Consider the following 26,473-nt stretch of genomic DNA (forward strand, 5'->3'; position numbering starts at 1 on the left):
AGGGGGGCCGGGGGTCCTCCCCGGCCCCCCTTCTTCCGCCATCCCCGATTTGAAAGCGCTTACACGGCCCTGTAACCCCCCTGGAAGGCCCGGGAAGGGGGTGGCCTGGCCTTCCCCCTTAGCCCCGGCCTCCCCCCGCCTTTTTGGGCCTTTCAGGCCGGGTTTCCTCCCTCCTGTGCACAGCGTCTTTCCCTCTCCGGGAGGGCGCTCAGGCGGGTTTCTGTCCTGGAGCGTGAGCGATTTCCTCAATGCTTTCGCCTGTGGTAGAATAGGGGTGCCCCGGGACGGGGGCGCGGTCGCGCCCGGGGGCCAACCCCCTTGGGTGAGGAAAGTCCGGGCACCATAGGGCAGGGTGCCAGCTAACGGCTGGGCGGGGTAACCCGACGGAAAGTGCCACAGAGAAAAGACCGCCAGCGGCCGGGCCTAACGGTCCGGTGCGGGCAAGGGTGAAACGGTGGGGTAAGAGCCCACCGCCTGGCCTGGCAACAGGCTGGGGCACGGCAAACCCCACCCGGTGCAAGGCCCAGTAGGCAGGAAGGGCTTGCCCGGCCCGCCAGAACCTGCGGGATGGGCCGCTTGAGGCCACGGGCGACCGTGGTCCCAGAGAGATGACCGCGGAAAACAGAACCCGGCTTACGCCCCGTCCCGGGGTCCCCTTTGGGGGGAGGTTCTATGGAGAAGCGGCTTTATTTCGGAGACAACCTCGAGGTCCTGCGGAAGCACATCCCCGACGAAAGTGTGGACCTCATCTACTTGGACCCTCCCTTCAACTCCAAGGCGGACTACAACGTCATTTTCCGCGAGCATACGGGCAAGGGCCCCGGGGCCCAGATCAAGGCCTTTGAGGACACCTGGAGCTGGGGGATGGAGAGCGAGCAGGCCCTCCAGGAGGTGGTGGCTAAGCACGGGAGACTTGGGGAGTTCTTGGACTTCCTGGTGCGCTTCCTCGGGAAGAATGACCTCTCCGCCTATCTGGTGATGATGGCGGTGCGCCTTTTGGAGCTTCACCGGGTGCTCAAGCCCACGGGGAGCCTCTACCTCCACTGCGACCCCACTGCGAGCCACTACCTGAAGGTCATCCTGGACCAGATATTCGGGCCCAAGAACTTTCGCAACGAGGTTGTTTGGAAGCGCACGAGTGCCCATAGCTCTGCCAAGAGGTGGGGGCCGGTGCACGATACGCTCCTGTTTTATACCAAGGGAGAGGAGTACACCTGGAATGTCGTCTACGAAAACTATGAAGAACGGTACATGGAAGACGAATACGACTATCAAGACGCCAAGGGTAGATATGCCCTTAAGGATTTGACGGGGGCAGGAGCCAGCAAGGGCGACTCGGGGAAGCCCTGGCGGGGGATAGATCCTGGGGTAAAAAATCGTCACTGGGCTGTGCCCTCCAAGGATAAGCTCCCTTCGTGGCTTACCCCCCCGGATGACTGGGACGACCTTCCCGTGCAGGAGCGGTTAGACTTCCTGGACCGGGAGGGGTTGATTTACTGGCCTTCGCGTGGGGTCATGCCCCGCTTCAAGAAGTACCTGGACACCGCCAAGGGGGTTCCCATTCGGGATGTCGTCACCGACATCCCCCCCTTGGGCCACCACTCCAAGGAACGTCTTGGCTACCCCACCCAGAAGCCCCTCGTTCTCCTGGAGCGTATCATCCAGGCCAGTTCCAACCCCGGGGACGTGGTCTTGGATCCCTTCTGCGGGTGCGGCACAGCCCTCGCCGCCGCCGAGAAGCTGGGGCGCAGATGGATAGGCATAGACATCACCCACCTGGCCATTACCCTCATCCAGGCGCGGCTGAGGCGGGACTTCGGCCTGGAGCCGGGGAGGGACTACGAGGTTCTTGGGACGCCCAAGGACGTGGAGAGCGCCCGTTTTCTCTTTGAGAAAGACCCCCACCAATTTCAGCTCTGGGCTCTGGGCCTGATCGGGGCTCAGCCGTACGGGGACCCGCAAAAGGGAAAGAAGGGCAAGGACACGGGCATAGACGGCTTCCTCTACTTCCGCACCCCGGACGGGGGTAGGCTGGAGAAGGTCGTGGTCCAGGTCAAGGGGGGGAAGCGCCTGGGGCCCAGCGTGGTGAGGGACCTGCGGGGCGTGATGGAGCGGGAGAAGGCGGCCTTCGGGGTTCTCATCGTCCTGGAGGCCCCCACGCAAGGCATGCGGGAGGAGGCCGCGAAGGCGGGTGTCTATTCCTGGGGGAGCCAGTCCTACCCCAGGCTCCAGATCCTTACCGTGGAAGAGCTCCTCGCCGGAAAGCGCCCTGAGTTTCCCGCGGGAAGCCTCAACGTGAGCTACGAGCGCAAGGAAGTGCGGACGGCACGGCCAAAGGGGGGGATGGAGCCTTTGCTTTAGCCGCCTTCTTGCCACCCCCCCACCCTCCGGGGTAAGATAGGGCTAAGGTGGGATAACTGCCCCCGGGGAAACCCGGGGGCAGCCTGATTTTACCCCTCCATGCGCGTCCTCTGGCCTTTGCCCCCATCTCCCGAAAAGAACCGCGTGGACGCGGGCTTTTTGGACCCGCGCTACCCCGAGTGGCGGAAGGCCCAGGGCCTCGCCCCTCACCAGCACCCCGGGGTGGACCTTAACCTCTCCGGCTCCTCCGGGGACGCCGACCTGGGCTACCCCGTGGTGGCCGTGGCTGAGGGGCGGGTGGTCCACAGCGCCTTCCACCGGGTTTGGGGCAACGTGGTCCTGCTGGAGCACGACCTCCCCGGCCTCGGGCGCTTCTGGACCCAGTACGCCCACCTCCTCTTCCGGGTGGCCCGGGAGGGGGACTACCTCTTCGCGGGCGAGCCCGTGGGGGCCATCGGCAAGGGGGACCCGGCCAGGCCGTACCTCGCCCACCTCCACTTTGAGGTGCGGCGGGCGCCCCTGGAGGCCGACTTCTGGCCCGGGAGCAACGTGGACCTCATCCGGGAGAAGTACCTGGACCCCGAGGCCTTCCTAAAGGCTCACTACGCCCCCGCCCGCCGCTTCTACCGGGTGCGGGGGGTCTTCTGGACCCCGGCCCGGCAGGAGGTGGAGGGCGTGGTCGTGAACCTGGAGGAACCCGACCGGGTTCAGGTGGCGGTGAGGAAGCTGTGAACGCCCTGTTCAGGTTGCAACTGCTGTTGGACTTGACGGACCGCGTCTCCAACCCCCTGGGCCGGGTGGGGGAGGGGCTGCGCCGGGTGGAGGAGCTTTCCCGCCGGGCGGACCTCGCCCTGCAACGCTTGGGGGCGGGCCTTTCCGTGGCCGGGGCCGGGGCGGCCCTCGCCGCGCCCCTGGTCCTCGCCACCCGGGCGGCGATGGACTTTGAGGACGCCTTCGCCGACGTGCGCAAGGTGGTGGACGCCCCCGCCCCCGCCCTCATGGCCCTCCAGCGGGAGCTTTTGGGCCTCACCCGGGTCATCCCCATGACCGCCAGGGAGCTCACGGAGATCGCCGCCGCCGCGGGCCAGGCGGGCATCCCCATGCAGGAGCTGGTCCGCTTTACCCAGGACGCGGCCCGGGTGGGGGTGGCCTTCGGCATCTCCGCGGGCCAGGCGGGAGACGCCCTGGCCAAGCTCCGCAACGTCCTGGAGCTCAGCCAGGAGGGGGTCATGCGCTTGGCGGACGCCGTGAACCACCTCTCCAACAACATGGCGGCCACCGCCCCGGAGATCCTGGAGGTCCTCCGCCGGGTAGGGGGGACGGGGAAGCTCCTGGGCCTCACCGGGCAGCAGGTGGCGGCCTTCTCCGCGAGCCTCCTCGCCCTCGGCACCGCCCCCGAGGTGGCCGCCACCGGCCTCAACGCCCTCTTCCAGCGCCTGGCCACCGCTCACGTCCAGCCCAAGGCTTTTCAGGAAGCCTTGGCCCGCCTGGGGCTCACGGCCACGGGCCTCCAGCAGGCCCTGAGGCGGGACGCCGCCGGGGCCATCATGGACTTCCTACGCCGCCTCAGGGCGGTGCCCGACCAGCTCACCGTGCTTTCCGACCTCTTCGGTATGGAGTACGCCGACGACATCGCCAAGCTGGTGGGCTCCTTGGGCACCCTGGAGAAGGCCTTCAGCCTGGTGCGAAGTCCGGCCGCCTACACGGGGAGCGTCCTCGCCGAGTTCCAGAACCGCTCCGCCACCCTGAGGAACCAGCTCATCCTGCTCCGGAACGCCCTGGAGCGCATCTGGATCACCCTCGGCAACGCCCTCCTGCCCGTGGTGACCCCGGTGGTGGCCCGCCTCGCCGACCTCCTGAACCGCGTCTCCGACCTCCTGGACCGCTTCCCCCTCCTCCGGGGGGCCCTCGTGGCCGTCACGGCCACCCTCGGGGGGCTTCTGGTAGTGGGCGGCTTCCTGGTCACGGGGCTCGCCGCCCTGGGCTTCGCCGCCACTCAGGCCCGGCTGGGCCTCCTCGCCCTCCAAAGCGGCCTCGCCGGCGCCCTCAGGCAGGCGCGCCTCCTCTCCCTGGGCCTCGCCCTCCTGCGGGGGGAGATGGCCCGGCTGGGGGCGGTGGGGCTCCTCCGGGGGGCCTTCGGCCTCCTCGCCCAGGGGGCCTTCCGGGCCGGGCAGGCGGTGCTCTTCCTGGGGCGGGCCCTCCTCCTCAACCCGGTGGGGCTGGTCCTCGGCGCCCTCGCCGGGCTCGTCTACCTCTTCCGCCAGGCCTGGGGGGCGAGCGAGAGCTTCCGCAAGAGCGTTCTCGGCACCCTCCAGGCGGTGCGGAGCGCCTTCGCCCCGGTCCTCGCCGAGTTCCGGGGCCTGGGGGAGGCTCTGGCCGGGCTCTTCCGCCCCCTCGGGGGGGCCATCCAGGCCTCCCTGGCCTCCGCCCAGGCCGCCTGGGACCGCTTCGGCTACGCCCTGGGGTATGGCATCGGCTTCCTCTTCGGCCTCCTGGAAGCCCTCGTCGTCCGCCTCGCCCCCATCTTCGCCGACGGCCTCGCGGGCCTCATCCGCATCCTGCGGGGCTTCGTGGACCTGGTGGTGGGCCTCTTCACCCTGGACCTGGACCGGGCCCGCCAGGGGGCCTTGCGGGTGTGGGAGGGGCTCCGGGCTGTCCTCTCCGTGCCCATCCGGGTGGGGGGCGTTCTGGTGGATACCGCCCTCAACGCCCTGGCCCGCCTCTGGCAGGTGGCCAGCGAGCGCTTTCCCGCCCTGGCCCGGCTGGGAGAGGGGTTGGGGGCCGCTTGGCGGGGCCTGGTGACGGGGGCCGAGGCGGTCTTCCGGCTCCTCCAGACCGTGGTCCTCTCCGGCATCGGGGCCCTGCGGGCCCTCCTCCAGGGGGATTTCCGCCTGGCCCTGGCCTTTGCCGAGAGGGGGTGGCAGGCTCTCAAGGCCCTGCTCTCCTTGCCCCTGCGCCTGGGGGGCGTGGTCTGGGACGCCCTAAAGGCGGCCTTGGGCCAGGCCCTGGCCTTCGTGCGGGGGCTGGTGGGCTCCTTCCTGGAGGCGGGCAAGGCCATCGTCCAGGGGCTCACCCAAGGCATCCTCAGCCTGGCGGCGGCCCCGGTGAATGCCGTCAGGGATCTGGGGGGGAAGGCAATTACCACGCTCCGGAACCTTCTGGGGATGCGCTCCCCCAGCCGGGTCTTCGCCGAGATCGGTGCCATGACCGCCCTGGGGATGGCCGTGGGCCTGCAGGGGGCGGCCCCCGAGGTGGCCCGGGCGGTGCAGGCCCTGGTGCCCCCGGTACCGCAGTTGCTGGAGCTTCCCGTCTTGCGCCCTGCGGTGGAGATGCCGGAGCTGCCGCCTTTGGGGGCCCTGGTGCCCCCTTCCCCTGTGGCCCCCGTGCCCGGCCAGGCTCAGGGCAGGGGAGAGGGCCGCAAAGCGGAGGGCAGGGTGGTCCAGGTGGTGCGCATCGAGCGCCTGGAACTCCCCTCCGTGCGGGATGCGGACGAGTTCCTCGGGGCCCTGAAGCGCCTCATGCTGCCCTATCTGGAGGAGGTCTGATGCCCTACCTGCGCTTCGCCACCGGAGACCGCCTGCGGCTGGACGGGGAGGAGATGCCCGGGGTGGTGGTGGCCGTGGAGGTGGAGGGGGAGAACTCCGTGGAGAGCCTTCCCCGGGAGGGCCGCACCGGGGACGTGCACGTCCTCAGGGGCTACCGGGACTTCCGGGTGCGCATCACCCTTCGCCTGGCGGGGAAGGACCCCCTGGCGGAGGCCAGGCGGCTTCACGCCAAGTTCGCCAAGAGCAAGACCGAGCCCCTGCGGGTGGTCCACCCCCACCTGGCGGCCCGGGGGATAGAGAAGGCCCTCTTCGCCCGGCTCACCACCCGGGAAGAGGGCGGGGAGGACGGGCTCACGGCCGTGCTGGAGCTCACCCAGGTGGAGCCCCGGGAGGCCCTGGCCGAGGCCAACGCCCGGGAGGCCCAGGCCCTGGCCGCGGCCCCCGGCCCCCAGGCGGGCCCCCCGCCGGGGAGCGCCCAGCAGAGGCGGAACGAGGGGAAGGGGGGGCAGGCCCCGCCCAAGCCCCCGGCGATGCTACAGGGCTTCCTGGACGGGCGGCAGAGCGCCCATAGCCTCGTGGGAGGGTCCAGATGAACCTCGTCCACGTTCCCAAACCCGAGACCCAGAAGGGCACCCCCGCGGGCCTCGTCTTCCACGAGAGCCTGCACGTCCCCTGGCGCACCCTGCACCTCCAGGGGCAGGTCTACCTCGAGGGCACGGCCCGCCCCTCCGACGAGACCACTAAACCCTTCCAGCCTGGGGAGGCGGTGCGGCTCACCCTCGAGGGCCCCCTCTTCCGGGGCGCCCTTCAGGGCCTCCTCTCGGCCACGGAGGGGGTGGCCTGGGGCCTCCCCGAGTGGCGGCGGGAGGTGGGCCCCCAGGGCTTCCAGGACGCGAAGGCCGAGGAGGTGGCCGAGTGGGTCAAAGGCCAGGTGGGGGGGAAGGCCCTCTGGGGCTTCCAGACCGAGCCCAAGCGCCACTACGCCCTCCCCCGCGTGCGGGCCTGGGAGGGGGTCCTCATGGTCCTCAAGGCCTGGGGGGTGGAGGCGGTGATGCACGAGCTGGACGGGGGAGTCCTCTACGCCGGGCCCGAGGGGAAGAGCCCCCACTACGGGGTGGTCCACCGGGTGGGGGAGGAGGTGGCCTGGGTGCGCCCCTTGTCCCCGGGCCGCTACGGGCTTCGCATGGCCCCTCTCCCCGCCCTTAGGGTCCTCCACCTGCTGCGGGTGGACCACCCTGCCTACCGGGGGGGGCTCAGGGTGGAGGAGCACCGCCTGGTCCTCTCTCCCAAGGAGGCCTACCACGAGGTGATCGGCCGTGAGGAGTGATGCCCTGAAGACCGCCCTCCGCAGGCTCGTGGAGGCCCTCTGGCCCGAGCTCGCCCACCGCACCCACCTCCCCCACAAGGCCCGGGTGGTGGCGGTGAGGTCCGAGCCCGGGGTGGCGGGGCCTCCCGGGAGCCCGCGCTACAGCGTGGACCTGGAGCCCCTCACCGTGGACGGCCAGCCCGACCCGAGCCGCCCCCTCCTCCGGGACGTCCCCCTGGACGTGCCCTGGATCGGCGGGGGCCGCGGGGTCTACGCCCTTCCCGAGGTGGGGGCCATCGTGCGGGTGGCCTACTACGAGGGGAACCCCGCCTATCCCTACGTGGACGGGGTCCTCTCCGAGGGGAAGGCCGTGGTCCCGGTGGAGCCCGGGGAGTACCTGGTGCAGAAGGACGCCGACACCTGGGTGCGCCTCAAGCCCGACGGGGAGATTGAAGTCCAGGCCGCCCCCGGGGTGGTCCTCCGCCTGAAGCCGGACGGGACCGTGGAGCTCTTGGGCACCGCGGTGGTGCGGGTGGACGCCCCCCGGGTGGAGCTCGCGGGCGGTGGCCCCCCTGTGGCCCGGGTGGGGGACCCGGTGCAGGTGGGGGCGGCCATCGGGGTAATCATCGGCGGCAGTTCCAAAGTCTTTTCGGGGTGAGCCGTGTACCGGGACTGGCTTTTTGAGGACGGTGACTTCCGCTTCACCCCCAGGGGGGATGCGGCCCTGGTGGAGGGCCTCCAGGTGGTGCGTCAGGACCTCCTCGCCCGCCTCGTCTCCCCCCGGGGGAGCCACTGGGCCTTCCCCCATGAGGGAAGCGCCCTCCCCGACTACGTGCAGGCGGCCCTGGACGAGCTCACCCGAGTGGAGGTCCTGCAGGAAGCGGAGCGGACCTGCCTCGAGGACGCCCGGGTGGAGGAGGCCCGGGGGGAGTGGACGGAAGGAGGCCTCCGCCTCGCCTTGCGCCTCTCGGGGGAGGCCCTTAGGCTCCTCCTCCCCTGGCCCTTGGAGGTGAAGGGTGCCTGAGCTTCCCCCTCTCCCCACCCTGGAGGAGGAGACCCAGAGGCTCCTCGGCTTCCTCCCCGAGGGCTTCCCCGTGCGGAACCCCGACAGTTTCAGCGCCTTCGGCACCTACCTGCGCCTCGCGGCCCAAGCGGCCCTCGAGGCCCGCGCCTTCACCCGGGAGCTCGTCCCCCAGCTCTTTGTGATCACCGCCACCGGCGCCTGGCTGGATGAGCACGCCAAGGGCCTGGGCCTCGCCCGCAAGGAGGCCCGGGGGGCCAGGCTCCGCTGCCGCGTCCTCGCCTCCGCTCCCGGCACCTTCCCCCCCGGGGCCCTCCTGGGGGTGGGGGAACTCCGCTACCGGGCCGAGGGTCCCTTCGCCCCGGACGCCCTCGTGGAGGTCTGGAGCGAGGGCGTGGGGAGCCGCTACAACCTCCCCCCGGGGACCCGCCTCCTCCCCGTTACCGTGGTGGGGGGCCTCGAGGCCCTGGAGGTGGAGGAGGTCCTGGAGCCCGGCTTGGACCGGGAGACGGACGAGGAGCTCCGGGCCCGCCTCATTCTCGCCTGGCCCGCCCTGGGCCGGGGGAGCACCTACCACGCCTACATGAGCTGGGCCCTGGAGGACCCCGAGGTGCGGAAGGTCCAGGTCATAGACGACCACCCCCGGGGCCAGGGCACCGTGGACGTGGTCATAGCCCCCGCCCGGGGCCTCCCTTCCCCCGAGCTCCTCGCCCGGGTCCAGAGGGTGGTGGACGAGCGGCGGCCCCTCACCGTGAACGCCCTGGTGCGCTCCCCCAGCCCCCGGCCCCTGGACCTCGCCCTGCGCCTGCACCGCCTCCCGGGAAGCCCCTCCCTCGAGGCCTGGCGGGGCTTCGCCCTGGATTTCCTGAACGGGCTAAACATCGGGGAGACCTTCTGGCCCTCCCGCCTCATGGACCACCTGCACGACCGGGGAGGCCTCGAGGCGGTGGAGGTCCTGGCCCCCGCGGGACCTGTGGCCGTGGCCCGGGACGAGCTCATCGTCCCCGGGGAGGTGACGGTCTATGAGTGAGCTCGCCGAGGCCCTCTACCGCCACCTCCTCTCCCTCCTCCCCCCGGGCCGCTACCCCCGGGCGGGAAGGGCGGCGGACGGGATGGTGCGGGCCCTGGCCCAGGAGGAGGCCGACCTCATCCGGGAGGCCCTGGAGGCCTTCCCCCAGGCCTTCCCCCAGTACGCGGAAGGGGAGGCCCTCTCCCGGCTGGGCGAAGGCCGCGCCCTCCGCCGCTTCCCCCCCGACGAGCCGGACGCCTCCTACCGGGAGCGCGTCCGGCACGCCTGGGACTGGTGGCTCCGGGCGGGGACGAAGCCCGGCATGGAGGCCGAGCTCGCCCGCCTTGGTTTTGTGGCCAAGGTGGTGGAAGGGCCCTTCGAGAACGCCTTTGACGGCACGTGGCACTTTGGGGACTACGAGGGCGCTTTCACGGGCCCTGCCTGGGCGGAGTTCATTTTGGAGGTCAGTCCAGCGGGGCCCTGGACCGCGCGGGAGCGGGCCTACCTGCGCCACGCGGTCCGGGAGCTCAAGCCCGCCCACGCGGTCCTGCGGGGGGTGGAGCTCTACGCCCAGGACCGCCGCGTCTTCCGCCTGCGGCCGCAGGCGGCGGTGGTCCTCCTGGACCTTGGAGCTTTCGGGGACTTCCTCTTTGGCGACACCCGGCGGGTAGCGCTGGCGGGCGGGATGAGCCTCGCCGCCTGGGCCGAGGGCAGGATGGCCCAAGCCCAAGTGTTTGACGGAAGCTGGCGTTTTGGGGAGGTGGGATTTTGACGGCACCGGTGGCTAGGCGCACGTGGGGACCCATCCCCTCCCGCCCCAGGTGGCGGGGCGAGGGTAGGGGAGAGGGGCGGGCAGGGCTGGTGGGGGGTCTGACCCACCGCAGGGTCTACGCCCTGCCCCTGGACGGTTGGCCGTTTGAAGCTGGGGAGCGAGACGTGGCGTATCCCCGCCTGGCCCTGCTGAGCGAGGGAGGTGAGCGGTGGCGGGACTACGCGCCGCCGTTCGGGGAGGTGAGCTTCTGAATGTTCACAACGTACGCCAGAGAGCAGTTGCTACGCAGGCTCATGGAGATGGTGGTGGAAGCGGGCTGGGGCACCTCGGGGGCGGCCAACGCCAGCGCCCTCACCAACCCGGTCTACACCACCCTCATCTCCAAGCGTCTGGAGGGGGGGCGGGCCATCTTCGAGTACGCCCTGGCCTGGGAGGGCCTAGGGGTGCGCACCCTGCGGGAGATCGCCCTCTTTGGCCGGGACGCCAACGGCAACCGGGTCATGCTCTACCGCCGCACCCGGGACCCGGTGGACCTGGAGGTGGGGCTGACCCTCATCGACCGGCTGGAGGTCAGCCTGGAGAGCGTGTAGGGAGGTGAAGCGTGCCCACAGTAGAGGACATCCTAGAGTTTCTGGCTAGTCAAGGGCTTGCCGACGACTGGCAGCCCGCGGAGACCATCGAGTCGGGCGGGGGGACAATCCCCAAAACTTCATCCAAGGGGTTGGTCCGGAGCGCCACCAACGACATCCTGGAGGTTGGCCCCTTCGCCCGGATTATGGCCCAGTACGCCATGCGGGACCGGGCGGCCATGCGGGCGGCGGCGGTGCTGGGCTCCGCCGCCCTCAGTCTGGCCAAGGGGGCTTGGGACGGGCTCCAGGACCTCCGCTACCGGGCCATCCAGACGGGGCGGGTGTACATTCCCCGCAAGTATGTGGTTTCCGGGCTCCAGGTGAGCGCGGGAACGGGGCGCTCCCTCTCCATCGCCGCGGGGGTGGCGGTCCAAGGGGGGATGCGGCGCAGCTACCCCGCGCGGCCCAACGCCATTGCCGTGCCCACCAACCCGGGTAGCGCGGCCAAGACCTACACCCTCTACCTCACCAACGACGGCGCCCCTTATTTGGTGGAGGGCGCCCAGGCGCCCGAGGGGGGAATGCCGTTAGCCCAGGTGAGCGTCCCCGCTGGGGACACGGGCCCCACCTTCGCCGGCACCATCACGGACGCGCGGGTGGTGGCCTCCCCGTCCACGTGGTTCCCCCCCGTGCTCCCCGCCTATACGGTGTCCCTGGCCTACCCTATGCCAAACACCAACTACAACGTCTACCTGCGCGTGGAAGGCGCCTCGGACCTGGGGAGGGTGGCGCTTGCGGTGGCGAACAAGGCCCGCAACGCCTTCACGATAGAAAACCGCGGCACCGCGGATGACCTCGTGGTCTGGTGGATGGCGGTGCACCAAAACTGGAGGTGAGGTGTGACGGTGGAGCGCGTTGGAGACGGGCGGCACTGGGAGGCGCGGCTGGAAGGGGGCGTCCTCTATGTGGACGGGGTGGCGCTGGACCTCGAGGCCCTCTCCGGCCCAGAGCCCCAGCGGGTCTACGTCTACGCCACCCCCCAGGGCGGTCCCACCCTGGACCCCACCGACTGGCTGGGGGCGGAGGTCCTTCTGCCGGCTCGGCCGTTGGAGCAGGTGGAGGTGGGGGAGATGGTCTACCAGCTGGAGGACGGCGGCGAAGTGGTGGAGCGCCGGGAGCCCGTGTACGAGTGGCGCCCCACCCCGCTGCGGGCGGATTTGGTGCGGGTGCGGCTCTTCGCCCTGCCCATTTTGGACGCTTTGGAGGTGAGGCATGATCTTTAGCGTGAAGGATAGTCTGCGGCAAGCGGTAGAGGCGGCGTCAGGAGGTCTGTGCACGGTGATGTACACCAAAAAGGGGCAGCCGCTCTTCATGCGGCGCATCCCCCGCTTCAACCTGGAGCAGCTCGGGCCCCAGTTCGGCTCCGGCCCCCACCCGGCGTTTGTGGTGAACGGGGAGACCAAAAGCGAGATTTGGGTCTCCATGTACCGCGCCGTGCTCTCCAATGGCGAGCTCGTGAGCGTCCCCGGCCAGAATGCGTCATTGCTCACCTACGATCAGGCCGTGGCCTACGCCGCGGCCAACGGCCCCGGCTTCCACCTCATGACCCGGGCGGAGTTCATGGCCGTGGTCCTCCCCGAGTGGCTCAAGGCGGGCAAGACTGACCCCCCCATCCGGGGCAACACGCAGTGGGGGCGCTCGCACGAAGCGCCCTACGAGTGGGGGGTGCGGGTGGATGGGCAGGCTCCGGGCACGACGACGGGAGACAACGCTACCCTTGCTGGGTCTGGGCCTCTAGCATGGCGGCATGACGGCACGCCATTCGGCGTGGCCGACATTTTTGGCAGCCGTTTTCTCTGGTTTGGGGGGCTCCGCGTCAACTACGGGCGCATAGAGATCATCCCCGATGCGAGCCTGGATCTATCCCTAGCTTCCCCCAACTGGATGGCCATCCGGGCGTCGGACGGGGCGCCCGTCACGCCCCAGTCGGGGCAGACCGGGGTCCTGTATTACAAAAAGGACCCCACGAAGAGCTTCACGGACGACGGCGTGAGTCAAAACGTCGGCCCCGCCATCCTGGGCACGAGCCCAGACACATTCCCCAGCGGGTGGGACGAAAACACGACTACACAGGATTACGTGACCAACTCGAGCATGAGCCTCGCTTACGAGTCGGGGCTCACCCCCCCCACCATCGCCTACGCGTTGGGCCTCGTGCCCATCCCCGGGGTGACGAAGGGGGCGTTCCTCGATTATGTCCAGTTGGCCGGCAAGAACCCAGCCCAAAACCGGGCCCGGCCAGATTGGTCGAGCAATGTAGTTTTCGGGTTAGGCTTTTCTCATAGTCCCTCTAACGCCTTCGTAGTCTGGGCGTTGTGACGGCGGGGCTAGCTAGGGTCGGGGCATGGAGCCCCGGCCCTGCTACTTTACATGATAACGCTCATGTTCCGTGCGCATAAACGCTCACCTTACGAACCTCAAAATGACCGAACTCAGTCAAACTGCACTAAAAAGATGACTGAAATTGACCTCGAAGCGTGACGCGTGACAGTGGGCTCTTACCCCACCGTTTCACCCTTACCCGCACCGGGCCTTGGGCCCGGCCGCTGGCGGTCTCTTTTCTGTGGCACTTTCCGTCGGGTTACCCCGCCCAGCCGTTAGCTGGCACCCTGCCCTATGGTGCCCGGACTTTCCTCACCCAAGGGGGTTTGGCCCCTTGAGCGCGACCGCACCCCTGTCCCGGGGCATCCTTTAGTTTAGCCGTTTTTTCTGCTAGGGTGAAGGGGTGGGCCTGCGTCTACCCTGGTACGTGCCCTTCGTGCTCCTCCTTCTAAGCCTCGTGGGCCTTGGGGTCTTGGCTACCCTTTGGTTCGTGGGGGTGCTGGCCCTGCTTTTGGGCGCCGCTTTTTGGGCCCTTAAGGGGCTACGGCGGCGATGGGGTCCCCGCTGGCGCCGGTTGCCCCCGCCCCGCTAGGCCTTGCTTTAAGGGCGGGCGGGCCCTAAACTAGGAAGCGGTTTTCGCACGGCCAAGACCGTGCGGGAGGAGGCGAGCGTGAAAGAGGGCATTCATCCCAAGCTGGTTCCCGCCCGCATCATCTGCGGGTGCGGCAACGTGATCCACACCTACTCCACCAAACCCGAGATCCACGTGGAAGTGTGCAGCAAGTGCCACCCCTTCTACACGGGCCAGCAGCGCTTCGTGGACACCGAGGGGCGGGTGGAGCGCTTCCAACGGCGCTTTGGCGATTCCTACCGCAAGGGGCGTTAGAGGTACGGGGCCGGACCGGGGGCCTAAGCCCCCGGTTCTTCTTAAAATAGCCCCTGGAGGAAAGGATGCCCCCCGTACTGCACCGCCAAGGGTGGATTGAGGTCATCGCCGGACCCATGTTCTCCGGAAAGAGCGAGGAGCTCATCCGGAGGGTGCGGCGGGCGCTTATCGCCCGGCAGAGGGTTCTGGTTTTCAAGCCAAGGCTGGACCACCGCTACCACGCAAGCCACGTGGTGAGCCATGACGGGGAGAAGGTGGAAGCCATTCCTGTGGACCGCGCGGAGGAGATGGAAGCCCACCTTGCCCCCTTACCCCAGGTGGTGGCGGTGGACGAGGTGCAGTTCCTGGACCGGGGCTTCCTGGACCTGGCGGAGAGGCTGGCCCAAGCGGGGGTGCGGGTCATCGCCGCTGGGCTAGACCTGGACTTCCGGGGAGAGCCTTTTGGCATCATGCCCGAGCTTCTGGCCCGGGCGGAGTTCGTGGAGAAGCTAACCGCCATCTGCCCCCGTTGCGGGGCTCCCGCTACCCGGACCCAGCGCCTGGTGGACGGGAGGCCCGCCCGTTACAGCGACCCTGTCATCCTGGTGGGGGCTAAGGAGCACTACGAGCCCCGGTGCCGGGCCTGCCACGAGGTGGCTTACTGAGCCAAGGGCAGGGGCGTGCCCTTCTTTTTCCTGAAGCGCACCTCCAGCACCCCCTGGCGGAGGCTGGCTTGGGCGGTTCCTTCCTCAATGGGGCCGGGGAGGTCCAGGGTGCGGCGGAAGGTCCCCATGGGCCTTTCCTCCAGCAGGTAGGTGCCGGGAAGGGGGTGGCGGACCCCAGCCAAGGTGATGCGGCTTCCCTCTTCCAAAAGCTCCAGGTCCTCGGGGCGCACCCCGGGGAGGTCCACCAGGAGGACGTAATGGTCCTCGTCCTCCAGGAGGTCCACCCGGGGGGTCCAGGCGGCGGGCTCCTCGCCGGTGAGCTGGTAGGCGAGCTCGGCGATGCGCTCTTGCAGCTCTTTTAGCTTGCGTAGGGTTTCCAGGCGGTCCAGGCGCTCCAGCATGCCCTTAGCATAAGGGATGTGGAAGCGGTGCCGGTGCTGGCAGGCCCCACGGGAAGCGGCAAGACCCTCCTCGCCTTGCGCCTGGGGGAGGAGTGGCCCGTGGAGGTCATTTCTGCGGACGCCACCATGGTGTACCGGGGCCTGGACATCGGGACGGACAAGCCGAGCCCGGAGGAGAGGCAAAGGGTGCCCCACCACCTGGTGGACGTGCTGGAACCTTCCGAGGCCATGAGCGTGGCCCGCTTCCTGGAGATGGCGGAGGCGGCCATCGCGGAGGTGCTTGCCCGGGGCCGCCTGCCCCTGGTGGTGGGGGGAACGGGGTACTACATCCGGGCCCTTTCCGAGGGCCTATACGACCTTCCCCCACCTGAGCCTGCGGTCCAGGCCGCCCTTTGGCAAGAGCTTGGGGAGCGGGGGTTTGCGCCCCTGTGGGCGGAGCTCTATCGGGCGAGTCCTTTGGATGCGGCGCGGGTGGGGAAAAACCCCAGGCGGCTTGTGCGGGCCCTGGAGGTCCTGCGCCGCACCGGTACGCCCCCCGCCCGCTTTCCCAAGCGCCCGCCCCGCTTCCCCTACAAGAAGCTCGTGCTCTGGCCCGAACGGGCCTGGCTTTGGCCAAGGCTGGAGGAGAGGGCGCGCTCCCAGTTCGCCCGCGGGCTTGTGGAGGAGGTGCAAGGCCTCCTCGCCCGCTATCCCGAGATCCCCACCGCCCTGCAGGCCATCGGCTACAAGGAGGTGGTGGGCTACTTAAGGGGCGAGTATTCCTTGGAAGAGGCCCTTTTGCGGGACATCCAGGCGGTGAAGGCCTACGCCAGAAGGCAGTACACCTGGTTCCGCCACGAGCCGGGGGACGTCACCTACCTGCCCCGCGGGGGGAGGCGGCCTACGTGGGCTTTCGCGACTGGCTTCGCCTCCACTTCGGGCTATAGTGGGGGCATGTTGGCCCACGAGATCCGCGCCCGGGTGGCCCGGGGGGAGCTTACCCCAAAGGAGGTGGTCCAGGCGTACTGGGAACGGGTCCAGCGGCTTGACCCTAGCCTGGGCGCTTTTCTCACCCTAAACGAGGCGGTTTGGGAGGAGGCCGCGAGGCTGGATCCGGCCCTTCCCCTCGCCGGGGTGGTGGTGGCGGTGAAGGACAACATCGCCACCAAGGGCCTGCGCACCACGGCGGGGAGCCGGCTTTTGGAAAACTTTGTCCCGCCCTACGAGGCCACGGCGGTGGCCCGGCTGCAGGCGCGGGGCGCCCTGATCCTGGGCAAGACCAACCTGGACGAGTTCGGCATGGGTTCCTCCACGGAGCACTCCGCCTTCTTCCCCACCAAGAACCCCTTTGACCCGGACCGGGTGCCGGGAGGGTCCAGCGGGGGAAGCGCTGCGGCGGTGGCGGCGGACCTGGCCCCCGTGGCCCTGGGTTCGGACACGGGGGGAAGCGTGCGCCAGCCTGCGGCCTTCTCTGGCGTGTATGGCCTGAAGCCCACCTACGGCCGGGTGAGCCGGTATGGCCTCATCGCCTACGCCTCGAGCCTGGACCAGATCGGCCCCCTGGCCCGCTCCGTGCGGGATCTGGCCCTCCTCATGGATGCCATGGCGGGCCCGGATCCCTTGGACGCCACCAGCCTGGACCTCCCCCCCCGCTTTCAGGAGGCCCTGGCCGAGCCCTTGCCCCCTTTGCGCCTCGGGGTGGTGCGGGAGGGGCTAGCGGGCAATAGCCCGGGGGTGGAAAGGGCTTTGGAGGGGGCCCTTAAGGTCTTCCGAGGGCTTTGCCTGGAGGTGGCGGAGGTGTCCTGGCCCTCCTTGCCCTTGGCCCTCAACGCCTATTACATCCTGGCCCCGGCGGAGGCCAGCTCCAACCTGGCCCGCTACGACGGGACCCTCTACGGCCACCGGGCGGAGGGGGAGGAGCTTTGGCCCGTGGTGGAGGCCACCCGGGCCCGGTTTGGCCTCGAGGTCAAGCGCCGCATCCTGGTGGGCACCTTTGTCCTCCAAAGCGGCTACTACGAGGCCTACTACGGCCGGGCCCAGGCTTTCCGGAGGAGGCTTAAGGCGGAGGCCAAGGCGCTTTTCCAGGAGGTGGACCTCCTCCTCCTCCCCACCACCCCCCACCCCGCCTTCCCCCTGGGGGGGCGGCAGGACCCCCTCGCCATGTACCGGGAGGACCTCTACACCGTGGGGGCGAGCCTTGCGGGGCTACCCGCCCTTTCCTTCCCCGCTGGGTTTGAGGGGAACCTCCCCGTGGGGCTACAGCTCCTCGCCCCTTGGGGCCAGGACGAGCGCCTTCTGCGGGTGGCCTTGGCCTTTGAAGAGGCCACGGACCGGGCCTTCCTCAAGACGCCTTTAGGGGAGGCGCTTTAGCCCCATGGAGGATGCCTTCCTCCGCTACCGCCTGGCCACGCGCCTGGCCCGCACCCTGAGGGAAGCGGCAAGGCCTTTGCCCCTTCCCGCTTTGGGCGAGGCCTTGGGCCTCCGGGGGCCGGTGGAGCGGGTGGTGCGGCCCCTGTTGGACGGGCGCTTTGTCCTGGAGAGGGAGGTGGGGCTATGGGAGTGGCGCTATCCCTTTCCCCACAAGGGGGAGGCGGTGGTGGTCCTGGACCTGGAAACCACGGGCCTGGCCCCCGGCTTGAACGAGATCATTGAGGTGGCCCTGGTGCGTCTGGAAGGGGAAAAGCGCATCCCCTTCCAGAGCCTGGTCCGGCCCGAGCGCCCGCCAAGCCCCTTCATTGAGCGCCTCACGGGCATCCGGGCGGGGATGCTGGAGGAGGCCCCTCTCCTGGAGGCGGTTCTAGAGCAGGCTTATCCCCTCCTCTCCGGGGCCACCTTGGTCGTTCACAACGCCGCCTTTGACCTTTCCTTCCTGCGCCCGGCCCTGGAGGGCATGGGTTACCGGTTGGAAAACCCCGTGGTGGACTCGGTGCGCCTGGCGCGCCGGGCTTTCAGGGGGCTAAAGCGCTACGGCCTGGACGCCCTTTCCGAGGTGCTGGAGTTCCCCAAGCGGGAGGTGCACCGGGCCCTTGACGATGTGGAGCGGACCCTTGCCGTGGTGTACGAGGTGTATTATATGCTCACTTCAGGGAGCCCCCGTCCCCTCGAGGACCTTGGGAGGTGATATGACCGCACGCTATGTCCTTACCAGTGCGTGTATTCAAACGGGCACCATGGCCCTCACCGTTTCCTTGCGCCAGCGGCTTCTGGGCAAGGAGCGGGTGCGCTTCGTGGACGAGGATGGCGAGGTGTACGAAGGGGAGGTGGACTGGAAGGCGGGGGTGGTCCGGGGGCTCGGCCCTTATTACGCCAAGCGGCGTTTGGCGGTGAACGAGACCATCCTGCTCCACTTCCGGGGGGAGGAGGTGGAGCTCAAAGCGGCCCCAAGGAGCCAGGGGCGGGCTCCTGCCCCCGAGCCTTCCCGCCCCGAGCGGGAGGAGCCCCGGCTGGAAAAGCGCCGGGTGCGGGTTGCGCCGTACCCCAAGGAGGTGCTTTTCCCCCACGAGCCCCAGGTGTTGGAACCCCCGGGCGTTACCGAAGACCTAAGGCGGCTCGGCTTCGTGTTGGAGGGCGGGCTTCCTTGGGTTTACAAGGCCCCCTTGGGGCGGCGGCAGGTGGTGCTGGCCCTCTTGCGCTTAGGGGAAGGGGAGCCGGCCCTGCTCAAGCCTTACCGCCGGGAAGGGAGCTACCCCGCTTACCTGGCGCCCGAGTCCCACAAGGCCCAGGTGCCCGAGGGCTTCGGCCACGTTTCCCCCGAGGCCATCGGCCGCTTGGTCCGCCTCAAGGCCCGTTTCCCCGTTTCCGCCTTGGATCTGGAGGACCTCCTGCGCCAGGGACGGGTGGACCTCGAGGCGGTGGAGGCCCTGGAGGACCGCCTGGTGGCGGAGCTCTCGGAAAGGGGGGCCTTTGCCGCCTTGCTCCTCCTTCTCGCCAAGAAGCCTTTGGGGCAGGTCTTCCTGCTTTCGGACCTCGAGGCCGAGGCCCTGGAGGAAGGCCTCATCCCCGAGGTGGTGCGCAAGGGGGTGGAGCTTTTGGCAAGCCCGCCTTTCCTCGTTCTAAAGAGGCTTTCCCCTGGGGAGTTCCTCCTAAGGCAGGAGGTGGAGGAAGCTTTAAGCGACCTCCAGGCCTTCGCCGAGGGGCTTAAGGCCAGGCTTAACCGCGTCCGTGAGGGCGCTTGACCAAAGCGGCTTCCCCGAGGGCCAGGTCAAAGCTTTGCCTCGCCCGCTCCTTCAGGGCCGCCACCTTCTCCCAGTCGGGGCTGCGGCCGTAGAGGGCCGCCTTGGCTAGGGTGGTGGGGTCCCCGGGGAGGTCTTGGTAGTAGGCCCCGGTTTCCTTGGCGAAGGCGGCCACCTTGGGGTCGTAAGCTACCCCGGCGAAGGGGGTTCCCGCCGCCGCCGCTAGGATGAGCCCGTGGAGGCGCATGGAGATCACATACCCCGCCTGGGCCGTTAGGTAAAGGAGGCGGCGCGGGTCGGAGGTCTTTTCAATCCGGTGGAGGTAGAAGACGCTCGCCACCTCGTCGTCGTAGCCGGGCTGGAGGAGGAGGACGATCACCTGTTTCCCCTCGTGGAAGAGATGGTTGGCGGTGATGTAGAGGTTCTTCAGGGCCTCCGGGTCTACCCCGGCCCGGGGGATGACCAGGACCAGGTCCCCTTCCCGCTTCACCGGGGGAGGGGTGAGGAGGAGGGCGGGGTCGGCGCCCAAAAGGGGGTTTAGGCCCAGCTCCCAGGCGTAGGCGTGGGAGTCCTGGTCCCGGACGATGAGGGGTACCCCCTGGAGGGCCCGGCGCACCTGGGCCTCGCCCCAAGGGGAGAGGGGGCCCAGGGACTGGTTGAAGACCACCACCTTTTTGCGGAAAAGCCGGGCTAGGCGCAACACGGAAAGGTAGTAGAGAAGGCTTAGGGAGCTGGTGGCGTCCTGCAAAAGCCCGCCCCCTCCCAAAAGCCAAAGGTCCGCCTTGAGGAGGGCCAAGGGGTTTAGGCGGTGGTAGGCGCGGATGCCGTGTTCCTCCCGGGTGCGCTTGGGATCCCCCGAAAGGGCCACCACCTCGTGGCCTCTAGCCTTCAGTTCGCGGACGATGGCCTCGAGGATGGCCTCGTCCCCCGTGTTCTTGAAGCCGTAGTACCCCGCTACCCCAACCACCATGCCCGGAGCCTCCTCACCAGGATAACCCCAACAAGCCCCAAAAGAAGGCCCAAGATGGCCCCGTTTACCACCCGGAAGAAGGAGATGGTGAGGGGGGTGTGGAAGTGGCTAAACGTGTTCAGGATGGAGGCCACGCCCAAGGCGGCCAGGAAGAGGAGGCCGTTTTGCACGAAGCGGGGCCAGGGGAGGAGAAGGGCCAGGGGGAAGAGGGCGTGGCCGAAGACCTCCTTGAAGCGGGGACGGACCATGATGTCTTGGAGAAGGCTTCTCAGCTTAAGCTCCAGGTCTGGGACCAGGGGGGCGTCGTTTCCGCGGCGGAGGAGGGCTAGGGCCAGGAGGAAAAGGGCAAGCCCCGCCAAGGCCACCTCTCCCAGGCGTAAGGGGTGTTGGAAGAGCTGGGTAAGCGCCCGCTTGAAATCCTTTTCCAAAAAGCTGTACGCCACCAGGAGGGGGGGCACCAGGAGGGTCAGGGAAACGCCCTTGAAGGGGGTTAGCCCCTGCACCGTGGCCGGGGTAGAGCCCAGGGCGGAGAGGAAGACCACCCCCGCCAGGGCGTAGCCCAGGGTGCGAAGCCACATCCAAAGGCCATTTCTGGGGCCCAAAAAGCCCAGCACGGGAAAGACCAAGGCGGCGAGGAGGGCCCCCGCTTGGCTTCCGGCATAGCCCAAGGCCAGGAGGAGGAGGGCAAAGGCCACCAGGGGCCCGTAGACAGGAAGCCCCAAGGCGAGAAGGCCAAGTCCCGCTAGCACCCCCATCCAGGCGGCGTGACGCAGGGGGCTTGGGGCGAAGTCCCGGGGGGCAGGGCGGCCCAAGGGGATGCCGCTTGCCTTAAGCTCCGCGGTGAGCCGCTTGAGGAAGCGCTCCGTGTCCTCTCGGTAGGGGTAGGGCCTTAGGTAGAGGAGCTGGTGCCCCCGCTCCCGGGCCGCCAGGGCGTACTTGTCCGCCGCCTCCTCGGGGCGTAGGGTGAGCTGCCACTCGTAGCGCAGGCCAAAAAGCCGGAGAACCCCCTTTTCCCTAAAGGCCTGGAGGCCCGGCTGGGGCGTGCCCTCAATGAGGGCCACCGGGACCCCCACCAAGGCCTTGGCCTCCTCCAGGCGGTAGGGGTGGCCCAGAGCCTCGAGGCCGGCGAAGACCAGGGCGTCCGCCTCCTTGGGCACCAGGGGGAGGCCTGGGTCAAGGAGGCGCAGGCGGTGGTTGATGGGCCGCACGGCCACGTAAAACCCCGCCGCCTTGGCCTGGCGTAGCTCTTCCAAGGGGTAGAAGGCGGGAAAAGCCTGCACGTCCAGGGGAAAGCCAAGCCAGTCCCCGAGGCGGTGGGTGGGGAGGGCGTAGGCTTTGGCCAACAGCTCCACAAGCCACGCTTCCCCCTTCACGTAGTACCAGCCCTTCCGGGCGGTTAGTCCCGCCTCTCGTAGCTCGCTTCCCGGCCGGTAGAGGAGAACGCCTTCATCCACCCAGTCCTTAAGAAAACGCTCGGGAAAGGCCACCCCCTGAACGCCCAAGGCCCGGTAGCCTTCCAGGACCTCCAGGAGGCTTTTCCCCTCCACCCTGGCCTCCTCGCGGACGGACTCGGCGTCCAAAAGGAGGACCACGGGCCCAGGCCGTTCTGCCCGTAGCCGGGGGGCGAGGGCGAGGAGGGAGGGGAAAAGGGCCAGGAGGAGGAGGACATTAAAGAAGGCCCTCACGCTGCCTCCATCTCGGCCAGGCGGGCAAGGGCCTTGGCCTTTAGCATCTCCACGGCCACGGGGTTTTGCCCGCCACCCGGCAGGATCACGTCCGCATGGCGCTTGCTGGGTTCCACGAAGGCCAGGTGCATGGGTTTCACCTTCTCCAGGTACTGGGCCACTACGCTTTCCAGGCTCCGCCCCCTTTCCCGCACGTCCCTTTCCAGGCGGCGGATGAAGCGCTCATCGGCGTCGGCGTCCACGAAGACCTTGAGGTCCATGAGGGCGCGAAGTTCGGCAAAGTGTAGGACCAGGATGCCTTCCAGGATCACCACCGGGGCGGGGGCGACCCACGCCGTGTGGGCCCCCCGGGTGTAGGCCTTGAAGTCGTACGTGGGCCGCTCCACCCCTTTCCCCGTCAAGAGGGCCTGGGCGTGGGCCAGGTAAAGGGGGAGGTCAAAGGCCTCGGGGTGGTCGTAGTTTAAGGAAAGCCTTTCGGGGAAGGGCAGGTGGGAGAGGTCTTTGTAGTAGTGGTCCATGGGCAGGAGGGCCACCCGTTCCCCTAAGGCTTCCGCCAGGGACCGGGCCAGGGTGGTCTTGCCGCTGGCGGTTCCCCCAGCGATTCCGATGACAAAGGGCTTGGTCAAACCCACCACCCCTCCATCATAAAGGCGGGGGGAGATCCCCCCGCCTGGGCCCCCACCGCCTACCGGGCCACCGCCGCCTTCTCCTGGGCGTGGCCGATGGTCCTCTCGGTCTCCACGTCAAAGGCGTGCAGGCGGGAGGTGTCCGCCAAAAGCTCCACCTTGTCCCCGGGCTTCACGGGGGCGTGGCCGTCCACCTTGGCCACCAGGACGGTGCCGTCCACGCTCACGTGGATTTCCGTCTCGGCCCCCAGGGGCTCGGCCACCTCCACCTCGCCCCGGATGACGTTTTCCTCCTCGGGAATCACCGTGTAGCCCTTAAGGCCCAGGTGCTCGGGCCGGATCCCCATCCAGACCTCCTTGCCGGCGTAGGGGCGAAGGGCTTGACCCAGGATGGCGTTGGTGCGGATACGGAAGCCCGGGGCCCCGAGGTAGACCTTTTCCCCTTGCGCCTCCACCCGGGCGCGGATGAAGTTCATGGAGGGGCTCCCGATGAAGCCCGCCACGAAGCGGTTGGCGGGGAAGTCGTAGAGGTTTAAGGGGGTGTCCACCTGCTGGACCTCCCCGTCCTTCATCACCACGATGCGGTGGCCCAGGGTCATGGCCTCCACCTGGTCGTGGGTCACGTAGATGGTGGTGACCCCAAGCCGCCTTTGCAGCTTGGCGATCTCGGCCCGCATCTCCACCCTCAGCTTGGCGTCCAGGTTGGAAAGGGGCTCGTCCATGAGGAAGACCTTGGGCTCCCGGACAATGGCCCTACCCATGGCCACCCGCTGCCTCTGGCCGCCCGAGAGCTCCCGGGGCTTGCGGTTTAGGAGGTGCTCAATCTTCAGGATGCGGGCCGCCTCCTTTACCCTGCGGTCAATCTCGTCCTTGGGGTAGCGCCGTAGGCGCAACCCAAAGGCCATGTTCTCGTACACGTTCATGTGGGGGTAAAGGGCGTAGTTCTGGAAGACCATGGCGATGTCCCGGTCCTTGGGGGGGACATCGTTCACCAGGCGGTCGCCGATGTAAATCTTGCCCTCGGAAACCTCCTCGAGGCCCGCGATCATGCGCAACGTGGTGGTCTTGCCGCAACCCGAAGGCCCCACGAAGACCACGAACTCCCCGTCCTCCGTTTCCAGGTTGAAGTCCTTGACCGCCACCACCTTGCCGAAGCGCTTCCAAACGTGCTCCAGCTTGACCTTGGCCATCCTAACCTCCTTGGCCCCGCGCTTTGAGCCCTTTGGCCCATCGGGGGTTCGCCGCCATTTTAGCAGGCCTTTCACAGGGGCAAGGTAAAGAGGGATCGTGGCGCCAGCCACAAGGGATTAATGGAGGTGCCTATGCTGCAAGGGTTTAAGAACTTCCTCATGCGGGGCAATGTGGTGGATTTGGCGGTGGCGGTCGTCATCGGCGGCGCCTTTGGCCAGGTGGTGAACTCCTTGGTGGCGGACGTCCTCACCCCCCTGGTCGGGGCTTTGGGGGGTGTGCCGGACTTCTCCGCCCTCAAGCTTGGCCCCATCGCCCTCGGCAAGTTTATCAACGCCCTCTTGAACTTCGTGGTGGTGGCGGCGGCCATCTACTTCGTGGTGGTGGTGCCCATGCAGGCGGTGCAAAGGCGCCTGAAGAAGGAGGAAGCGCCGGCGGCCCCGCCCGAGCCCCCGGAGGAGGTCAGGCTTCTTCGGGAGATTTTGGAGGAGTTGCGGAAGAAGGCCTAAGCCGGTTCCAGAAAAATAGGGCCAGGTACCCGAGGCCGAGCTCCGGCCTTGGGTTAAGGCTTACGGAAAGGGCGAAGGCGTGGAAGAGGAGGCTTTCTAGGGCGTGGCGGGGGCTTCGGCGGAGGAGGTCCTTGAGGGCGGGGCCCTGCCGGAAGGCCAAAAGGGCGAGGTAGGGGAGGTAGGGCCAGGGCCCCGTGGGGAGGCCCAAGGCGGAAAGCCCCAAGGAGGCGAAGGCCAAGGCCCTTAAGGGGGGCAAGGGGTCGGGCCTTAGGGCGCGGAGCTCTTGCCAAAGGAGGCTTTCCTCCCCGGGCCAGGGAGCTTTGAGGAGGAGAAGGCGCTTTCCCTCGTGCCCTCCCAGGTAGACCCCCGGGTCGGGGACCACGCCCAAGGGGAGGAGGTGGGCGGGGTTTTCCCGGAGGGTTTGGTGGAGGAGGGGGTCCAATGGGGCGCCGTCCACCAGGAACCAGGTGTGGGGCCTTCCCGAAAGGAGGAAGCCCAAGGCCCTTTCCACCTTGTGCCCCCGGTGGGCCAGAATCCCCGGCCAGGCCTCCGGGGGTTCTTGGAGGAGGGCCCTGCGCCAAGGGGGGGTTTCCCGCACGGGGTAGGACTTGAGCCGGAACCTCAGCTCCAGGGCCTCCCCCTCCCTCAGGGCGAAGCGGGCCCAGAGGGTGCCCCGGGCCTCGTAGGCCTCGAGGGGCTTTTGCGAGAGGAAGACCCCGGCCACCTCCTGCCCGGGAAGGCTTTGGGGGAGGGGCAGGAGGTACTCGCCCGGGGCGTGGGGGAGGAAGCGGAGGGCCAGGTCCACGGGTCTACGATACACTTTTCCCATGGAGTGGCTCCTGACCCCTGGTCCCGTGCGGCTCCACCCCAAGGCCCTGGAGGCCCTATCCCGGCCCCAGCTCCACCACCGCACCGAGCCCGCCCGGGCCCTCTTTTTGGAGGCCCGTTCCCTTCTCAAGCGGGCTTTCGGCACGGAAGGGGAGGTCCTCCTCCTCACGGGAAGCGGCACCCTGGCCATGGAGGCCTTGGCGCAGAACCTCTTCGCCCCCGGGGAGCGGGTCTTGGTCCCCGTTTACGGCAAGTTCTCCGAGCGCTTTTACGAGATCGCCCTGGCGGCGGGGCTTAGGGCGGAGCGCTTGGACCTTCCCTATGGCCGGGTGCCCCGCCCCGAGGACGTGGCCCAAAGGGGGTTTCAAGGGCTTCTCCTCGTCCACTCCGAGACCTCCACCGGGGCCTTGGTGGACCTTCCCGCCCTGGCCCGGGCCTTTAAGGAGGCGAACCCCGAGGGCCTGGTGGGGGCGGACATGGTGACGAGCCTGCTCGTGCGGGAGGTGGCCCTGGAGGCTTACGGGGTGGACGCCGCCGTTTCGGGAAGCCAAAAGGGCCTCATGTGCCCCCCGGGCCTCGGCTTCGTGGCCCTCTCCCCAAGGGCCCTGGAGCGTCTAAAGCCTAGGTGTTACTACCTAGACCTCGCCCGGGAGCTCAAGGCCCAGCGGGAAGGGGAAAGCGCTTGGACCCCGGCCATCAACCTGGTGGGGGCGGTCAAGGCGGTGCTGGAGGCGGTGATGCCCCACCTGGAAGCGCACCTCGCCTTGAAGGCGTGGCAAAACGCCCTCCTCTACCAGGTGGGGGAGGCGCTTGGGCTAAGGCCCGTCCCCGAGGTGAAAAGCCCCGCCGTGGCCGCCTTCTACCTGCCCGAGGGGGTGTCCTACGGGGCGGTGAAGGAGGCCTTCGCCCGGCGGAACGCGGTGATCGCCGGGGGGCAGGGGCCCCTAAAGGGCAGGATCTTCCGCCTCTCCCTCATGGGGGCCTACGACCGGTACGAGGCCTTGGGGGTGGCGGCCCTCTTCAGGGAAGCCTTGGCCGATATTCTTCCACCCTCTTGAGCATCTCTTCCCGGGTGTAGACCGCCCGGGCGCCCCCGATGAGCTTGGGCCGGGTCTTGGCGGCGATGAGGACCGCCTCGCCCAGCTTGCGCACGGAAAGGCGCAGGGGCACGGCCACGGGCCTTAGGTGCATGCCGATGAGCACCCCGCCGATGTCCATCCCCCCGTGGGCCTGGGCCTTGAGGGACTCCACCATCACCGGGTCTTGGAAGCGGAGGAAGGCCGCCGTGGCCAAGGCCCCCCCGGCCTTGGGATGGGGGAAGACGGTGACCTCCTCCAGGCCGTAGGCCCGGGCCGTTTCCTTTTCCACCACCAGGGCGCGGTTCAGGTGCTCGCACCCCTGGACGGCCACGTGAACGCCCCGCTCCAAGAGGGGCGGCAGAAGCCCCTCCAGGATGGCCTCGGCGGCCTCGAGGCTCGGCCTTGTGCCCACCCTTTCCCCCAAGACCTCGCTGGTGGACCCCCCGAGGACGAAGAGGCTTCCCCTAGGCATGGGGAAAAGCTCCAAAAATTCCCGGATGGCCGCCTCCGCCTGCCGCTTCAGGCCTTCCATGCCTTAAGC

The 26,473-nt window shown here is 68.6% G+C and carries 28 protein-coding genes, 2 other RNA genes and 1 pseudogene; 23 read left to right on the plus strand and 8 right to left on the minus strand.

The genetic code is table 11. The annotated features are described in order from the left end of the window. The first annotated feature begins 280 nt into the window (after positions 1–280). From rnpB (A0O31_RS10425) to A0O31_RS10490, 14 genes are all read left to right on the plus strand, one after another. Positions 281–652: RNase P RNA component class A (rnpB, locus tag A0O31_RS10425), an RNA gene on the plus strand. Positions 653–672: 20 nt separating this feature from the next. Beyond that, entirely contained in the window at positions 673–2,361 is a 1,689-nt protein-coding gene (locus tag A0O31_RS10430) for a DNA methyltransferase (RefSeq protein ID WP_071677785.1), read from the plus strand. A 99-nt stretch (positions 2,362–2,460) separates the two neighbouring features. Further along, positions 2,461–3,093, plus strand: coding sequence for a M23 family metallopeptidase (locus A0O31_RS10435; RefSeq protein WP_084720324.1), 633 nt, complete (start codon positions 2,461–2,463; stop codon positions 3,091–3,093). Beyond that, a complete protein-coding gene (locus tag A0O31_RS10440) occupies positions 3,090–5,906 on the plus strand; it encodes a phage tail tape measure protein (protein WP_071677787.1) in 2,817 nt (938 codons plus the stop codon). The genes A0O31_RS10435 and A0O31_RS10440 overlap by 4 nt, the downstream gene beginning before the upstream one ends. Beyond that, on the plus strand, positions 5,906–6,499 hold the full coding sequence (locus A0O31_RS10445; protein ID WP_071677788.1) for a hypothetical protein: 594 nt from the start codon (positions 5,906–5,908) through the stop codon (positions 6,497–6,499). Before A0O31_RS10440 ends, A0O31_RS10445 begins: the two co-directional genes overlap by 1 nt. After that, positions 6,496–7,233, plus strand: a complete 738-nt coding sequence (locus A0O31_RS10450) for a hypothetical protein (protein WP_071677789.1) — start codon at positions 6,496–6,498, stop codon at positions 7,231–7,233. The genes A0O31_RS10445 and A0O31_RS10450 overlap by 4 nt, the downstream gene beginning before the upstream one ends. Then, a complete protein-coding gene (locus A0O31_RS12885; protein WP_071677790.1) occupies positions 7,223–7,870 on the plus strand; it encodes a hypothetical protein in 648 nt (215 codons plus the stop codon). The genes A0O31_RS10450 and A0O31_RS12885 overlap by 11 nt, the downstream gene beginning before the upstream one ends. Positions 7,871–7,873: 3 nt before the next feature. Next, positions 7,874–8,236 (plus strand): hypothetical protein, encoded by a 363-nt coding sequence (locus A0O31_RS12890; protein WP_071677791.1) that lies wholly within the window; start codon positions 7,874–7,876, stop codon positions 8,234–8,236. Next, positions 8,229–9,263: a baseplate J/gp47 family protein gene (locus tag A0O31_RS10465; protein ID WP_071677792.1), complete on the plus strand. Its 1,035-nt coding sequence runs from the start codon at positions 8,229–8,231 to the stop codon at positions 9,261–9,263. Before A0O31_RS12890 ends, A0O31_RS10465 begins: the two co-directional genes overlap by 8 nt. Beyond that, positions 9,256–10,014 (plus strand): phage tail protein, encoded by a 759-nt coding sequence (locus tag A0O31_RS10470; protein ID WP_071677793.1) that lies wholly within the window; start codon positions 9,256–9,258, stop codon positions 10,012–10,014. Before A0O31_RS10465 ends, A0O31_RS10470 begins: the two co-directional genes overlap by 8 nt. Positions 10,015–10,292: 278 nt before the next feature. Beyond that, positions 10,293–10,604 carry a hypothetical protein gene (locus A0O31_RS10475; RefSeq protein WP_237259003.1) on the plus strand — a complete coding sequence of 104 codons (312 nt, stop codon included), beginning with the start codon at positions 10,293–10,295 and terminating at the stop codon, positions 10,602–10,604. Between the two features lie 11 nt (positions 10,605–10,615). Further along, positions 10,616–11,479, plus strand: a complete 864-nt coding sequence (locus A0O31_RS10480; protein ID WP_084720326.1) for a hypothetical protein — start codon at positions 10,616–10,618, stop codon at positions 11,477–11,479. A gap of 3 nt (positions 11,480–11,482) precedes the next feature. Then, on the plus strand, positions 11,483–11,866 hold the full coding sequence (locus A0O31_RS10485) for a hypothetical protein (RefSeq protein WP_071677796.1): 384 nt from the start codon (positions 11,483–11,485) through the stop codon (positions 11,864–11,866). Further along, positions 11,856–12,962 carry a hypothetical protein gene (locus tag A0O31_RS10490; protein WP_071677797.1) on the plus strand — a complete coding sequence of 369 codons (1,107 nt, stop codon included), beginning with the start codon at positions 11,856–11,858 and terminating at the stop codon, positions 12,960–12,962. Before A0O31_RS10485 ends, A0O31_RS10490 begins: the two co-directional genes overlap by 11 nt. A 15-nt stretch (positions 12,963–12,977) precedes the next feature. Here the strand turns inward: A0O31_RS10490 and rnpB (A0O31_RS10495) are convergent. Continuing rightward, positions 12,978–13,325: RNase P RNA component class A (gene rnpB, locus A0O31_RS10495), an RNA gene on the minus strand. Positions 13,326–13,368: 43 nt separating this feature from the next. On the opposite strand from rnpB (A0O31_RS10495), the gene A0O31_RS10500 reads away from it, so the two are divergent. From A0O31_RS10500 to A0O31_RS10510, 3 genes are all read left to right on the plus strand, one after another. Beyond that, complete coding sequence (locus A0O31_RS10500; RefSeq protein WP_237259004.1) at positions 13,369–13,557, plus strand: hypothetical protein; 189 nt, start codon at positions 13,369–13,371, stop codon at positions 13,555–13,557. A 78-nt stretch (positions 13,558–13,635) separates the two neighbouring features. Further along, positions 13,636–13,851 carry a 50S ribosomal protein L31 gene (gene rpmE, locus A0O31_RS10505; RefSeq protein WP_026234242.1) on the plus strand — a complete coding sequence of 72 codons (216 nt, stop codon included), beginning with the start codon at positions 13,636–13,638 and terminating at the stop codon, positions 13,849–13,851. A gap of 65 nt (positions 13,852–13,916) precedes the next feature. Then, complete coding sequence (locus A0O31_RS10510; RefSeq protein ID WP_071677798.1) at positions 13,917–14,495, plus strand: thymidine kinase; 579 nt, start codon at positions 13,917–13,919, stop codon at positions 14,493–14,495. On the opposite strand, the gene A0O31_RS10515 is transcribed toward A0O31_RS10510, so the two are convergent. After that, positions 14,489–14,896: an Hsp20/alpha crystallin family protein gene (locus A0O31_RS10515; protein WP_071677799.1), complete on the minus strand. Its 408-nt coding sequence runs from the start codon at positions 14,894–14,896 to the stop codon at positions 14,489–14,491. The genes A0O31_RS10510 and A0O31_RS10515 overlap by 7 nt on opposite strands. Positions 14,897–14,914: 18 nt before the next feature. Here A0O31_RS10515 and miaA point away from each other — a divergent pair. The 4 genes and pseudogenes from miaA (at position 14,915) to A0O31_RS10535 (ending at position 19,050) form a co-directional block, all read left to right on the plus strand. Then, a pseudogene (gene miaA / locus A0O31_RS10520) lies at positions 14,915–15,822 on the plus strand (tRNA (adenosine(37)-N6)-dimethylallyltransferase MiaA). A gap of 7 nt (positions 15,823–15,829) precedes the next feature. Continuing rightward, positions 15,830–17,245: an Asp-tRNA(Asn)/Glu-tRNA(Gln) amidotransferase subunit GatA gene (gatA, locus tag A0O31_RS10525; RefSeq protein ID WP_071677800.1), complete on the plus strand. Its 1,416-nt coding sequence runs from the start codon at positions 15,830–15,832 to the stop codon at positions 17,243–17,245. 4 nt (positions 17,246–17,249) lie between these two features. Beyond that, positions 17,250–17,996 (plus strand): 3'-5' exonuclease, encoded by a 747-nt coding sequence (locus tag A0O31_RS10530; protein WP_071677801.1) that lies wholly within the window; start codon positions 17,250–17,252, stop codon positions 17,994–17,996. A 1-nt stretch (position 17,997) separates the two neighbouring features. After that, positions 17,998–19,050, plus strand: a complete 1,053-nt coding sequence (locus A0O31_RS10535) for a hypothetical protein (RefSeq protein ID WP_071677802.1) — start codon at positions 17,998–18,000, stop codon at positions 19,048–19,050. Here the strand turns inward: A0O31_RS10535 and csaB are convergent. From csaB to A0O31_RS10555, 4 genes are read right to left on the minus strand one after another with little or no spacing between them, the layout of a single operon-like run. After that, positions 19,025–20,017, minus strand: a complete 993-nt coding sequence (csaB, locus tag A0O31_RS10540; RefSeq protein WP_071677803.1) for a polysaccharide pyruvyl transferase CsaB — start codon at positions 20,015–20,017, stop codon at positions 19,025–19,027. The two genes, A0O31_RS10535 and csaB, sit on opposite strands and share 26 nt — an antisense overlap. After that, the gene (locus A0O31_RS10545; RefSeq protein ID WP_071677804.1) at positions 20,002–21,702 is read right to left on the minus strand and encodes a DUF5693 family protein; all 1,701 of its coding nucleotides are present in this window, start codon (positions 21,700–21,702) and stop codon (positions 20,002–20,004) included. Before A0O31_RS10545 ends, csaB begins: the two co-directional genes overlap by 16 nt. Beyond that, the gene (gene udk / locus A0O31_RS10550; protein ID WP_152024467.1) at positions 21,699–22,334 is read right to left on the minus strand and encodes a uridine kinase; all 636 of its coding nucleotides are present in this window, start codon (positions 22,332–22,334) and stop codon (positions 21,699–21,701) included. The genes A0O31_RS10545 and udk overlap by 4 nt, the downstream gene beginning before the upstream one ends. A gap of 53 nt (positions 22,335–22,387) precedes the next feature. Beyond that, positions 22,388–23,518, minus strand: coding sequence for an ABC transporter ATP-binding protein (locus A0O31_RS10555; protein WP_071677806.1), 1,131 nt, complete (start codon positions 23,516–23,518; stop codon positions 22,388–22,390). Between the two features lie 132 nt (positions 23,519–23,650). Here A0O31_RS10555 and mscL point away from each other — a divergent pair, with 132 nt between their 5' ends. Next, positions 23,651–24,025, plus strand: coding sequence for a large conductance mechanosensitive channel protein MscL (mscL, locus tag A0O31_RS10560; protein WP_071677807.1), 375 nt, complete (start codon positions 23,651–23,653; stop codon positions 24,023–24,025). Here the strand turns inward: mscL and A0O31_RS10565 are convergent. Next, positions 23,979–24,830 carry a hypothetical protein gene (locus tag A0O31_RS10565; protein ID WP_152024439.1) on the minus strand — a complete coding sequence of 284 codons (852 nt, stop codon included), beginning with the start codon at positions 24,828–24,830 and terminating at the stop codon, positions 23,979–23,981. The genes mscL and A0O31_RS10565 overlap by 47 nt on opposite strands. Positions 24,831–24,852: 22 nt before the next feature. Between A0O31_RS10565 and A0O31_RS10570 the strand changes: the two genes are divergently transcribed. Next, entirely contained in the window at positions 24,853–25,911 is a 1,059-nt protein-coding gene (locus A0O31_RS10570; protein ID WP_071677809.1) for a pyridoxal-phosphate-dependent aminotransferase family protein, read from the plus strand. On the opposite strand, the gene A0O31_RS10575 is transcribed toward A0O31_RS10570, so the two are convergent. Next, entirely contained in the window at positions 25,874–26,464 is a 591-nt protein-coding gene (locus tag A0O31_RS10575; protein ID WP_071677810.1) for a TIGR01440 family protein, read from the minus strand. The genes A0O31_RS10570 and A0O31_RS10575 overlap by 38 nt on opposite strands. Positions 26,465–26,473 lie beyond the last annotated feature (9 nt).

This window comes from Thermus brockianus (assembly GCF_001880325.1).
Classification (GTDB): Bacteria; Deinococcota; Deinococci; order Deinococcales; family Thermaceae; genus Thermus; species Thermus brockianus.

Excerpts from the sequence above, each read along its gene's own strand:
- A0O31_RS10430 (WP_071677785.1), top strand. The coding sequence starts at position 673 with ATGGAGAAGCGGCTTTATTTCGGAGACAACCTCGAGGTCCTGCGGAAG.
- A0O31_RS10435 (WP_084720324.1), top strand. The coding sequence starts at position 2,461 with ATGCGCGTCCTCTGGCCTTTGCCCCCATCTCCCGAAAAGAACCGCGTG.
- A0O31_RS10445 (WP_071677788.1), top strand. The coding sequence starts at position 5,906 with ATGCCCTACCTGCGCTTCGCCACCGGAGACCGCCTGCGGCTGGACGGG.
- A0O31_RS10450 (WP_071677789.1), top strand. The coding sequence starts at position 6,496 with ATGAACCTCGTCCACGTTCCCAAACCCGAGACCCAGAAGGGCACCCCC.
- A0O31_RS10470 (WP_071677793.1), top strand. The coding sequence starts at position 9,256 with ATGAGTGAGCTCGCCGAGGCCCTCTACCGCCACCTCCTCTCCCTCCTC.
- A0O31_RS10490 (WP_071677797.1), top strand. The coding sequence starts at position 11,856 with ATGATCTTTAGCGTGAAGGATAGTCTGCGGCAAGCGGTAGAGGCGGCG.
- A0O31_RS10510 (WP_071677798.1), top strand. The coding sequence starts at position 13,917 with ATGCCCCCCGTACTGCACCGCCAAGGGTGGATTGAGGTCATCGCCGGA.
- A0O31_RS10515 (WP_071677799.1), bottom strand. The coding sequence starts at position 14,896 with ATGCTGGAGCGCCTGGACCGCCTGGAAACCCTACGCAAGCTAAAAGAG.
- gatA (WP_071677800.1), top strand. The coding sequence starts at position 15,830 with ATGTTGGCCCACGAGATCCGCGCCCGGGTGGCCCGGGGGGAGCTTACC.
- A0O31_RS10530 (WP_071677801.1), top strand. The coding sequence starts at position 17,250 with ATGGAGGATGCCTTCCTCCGCTACCGCCTGGCCACGCGCCTGGCCCGC.
- A0O31_RS10535 (WP_071677802.1), top strand. The coding sequence starts at position 17,998 with ATGACCGCACGCTATGTCCTTACCAGTGCGTGTATTCAAACGGGCACC.
- csaB (WP_071677803.1), bottom strand. The coding sequence starts at position 20,017 with ATGGTGGTTGGGGTAGCGGGGTACTACGGCTTCAAGAACACGGGGGAC.
- A0O31_RS10555 (WP_071677806.1), bottom strand. The coding sequence starts at position 23,518 with ATGGCCAAGGTCAAGCTGGAGCACGTTTGGAAGCGCTTCGGCAAGGTG.
- mscL (WP_071677807.1), top strand. The coding sequence starts at position 23,651 with ATGCTGCAAGGGTTTAAGAACTTCCTCATGCGGGGCAATGTGGTGGAT.
- A0O31_RS10570 (WP_071677809.1), top strand. The coding sequence starts at position 24,853 with ATGGAGTGGCTCCTGACCCCTGGTCCCGTGCGGCTCCACCCCAAGGCC.
- A0O31_RS10575 (WP_071677810.1), bottom strand. The coding sequence starts at position 26,464 with ATGGAAGGCCTGAAGCGGCAGGCGGAGGCGGCCATCCGGGAATTTTTG.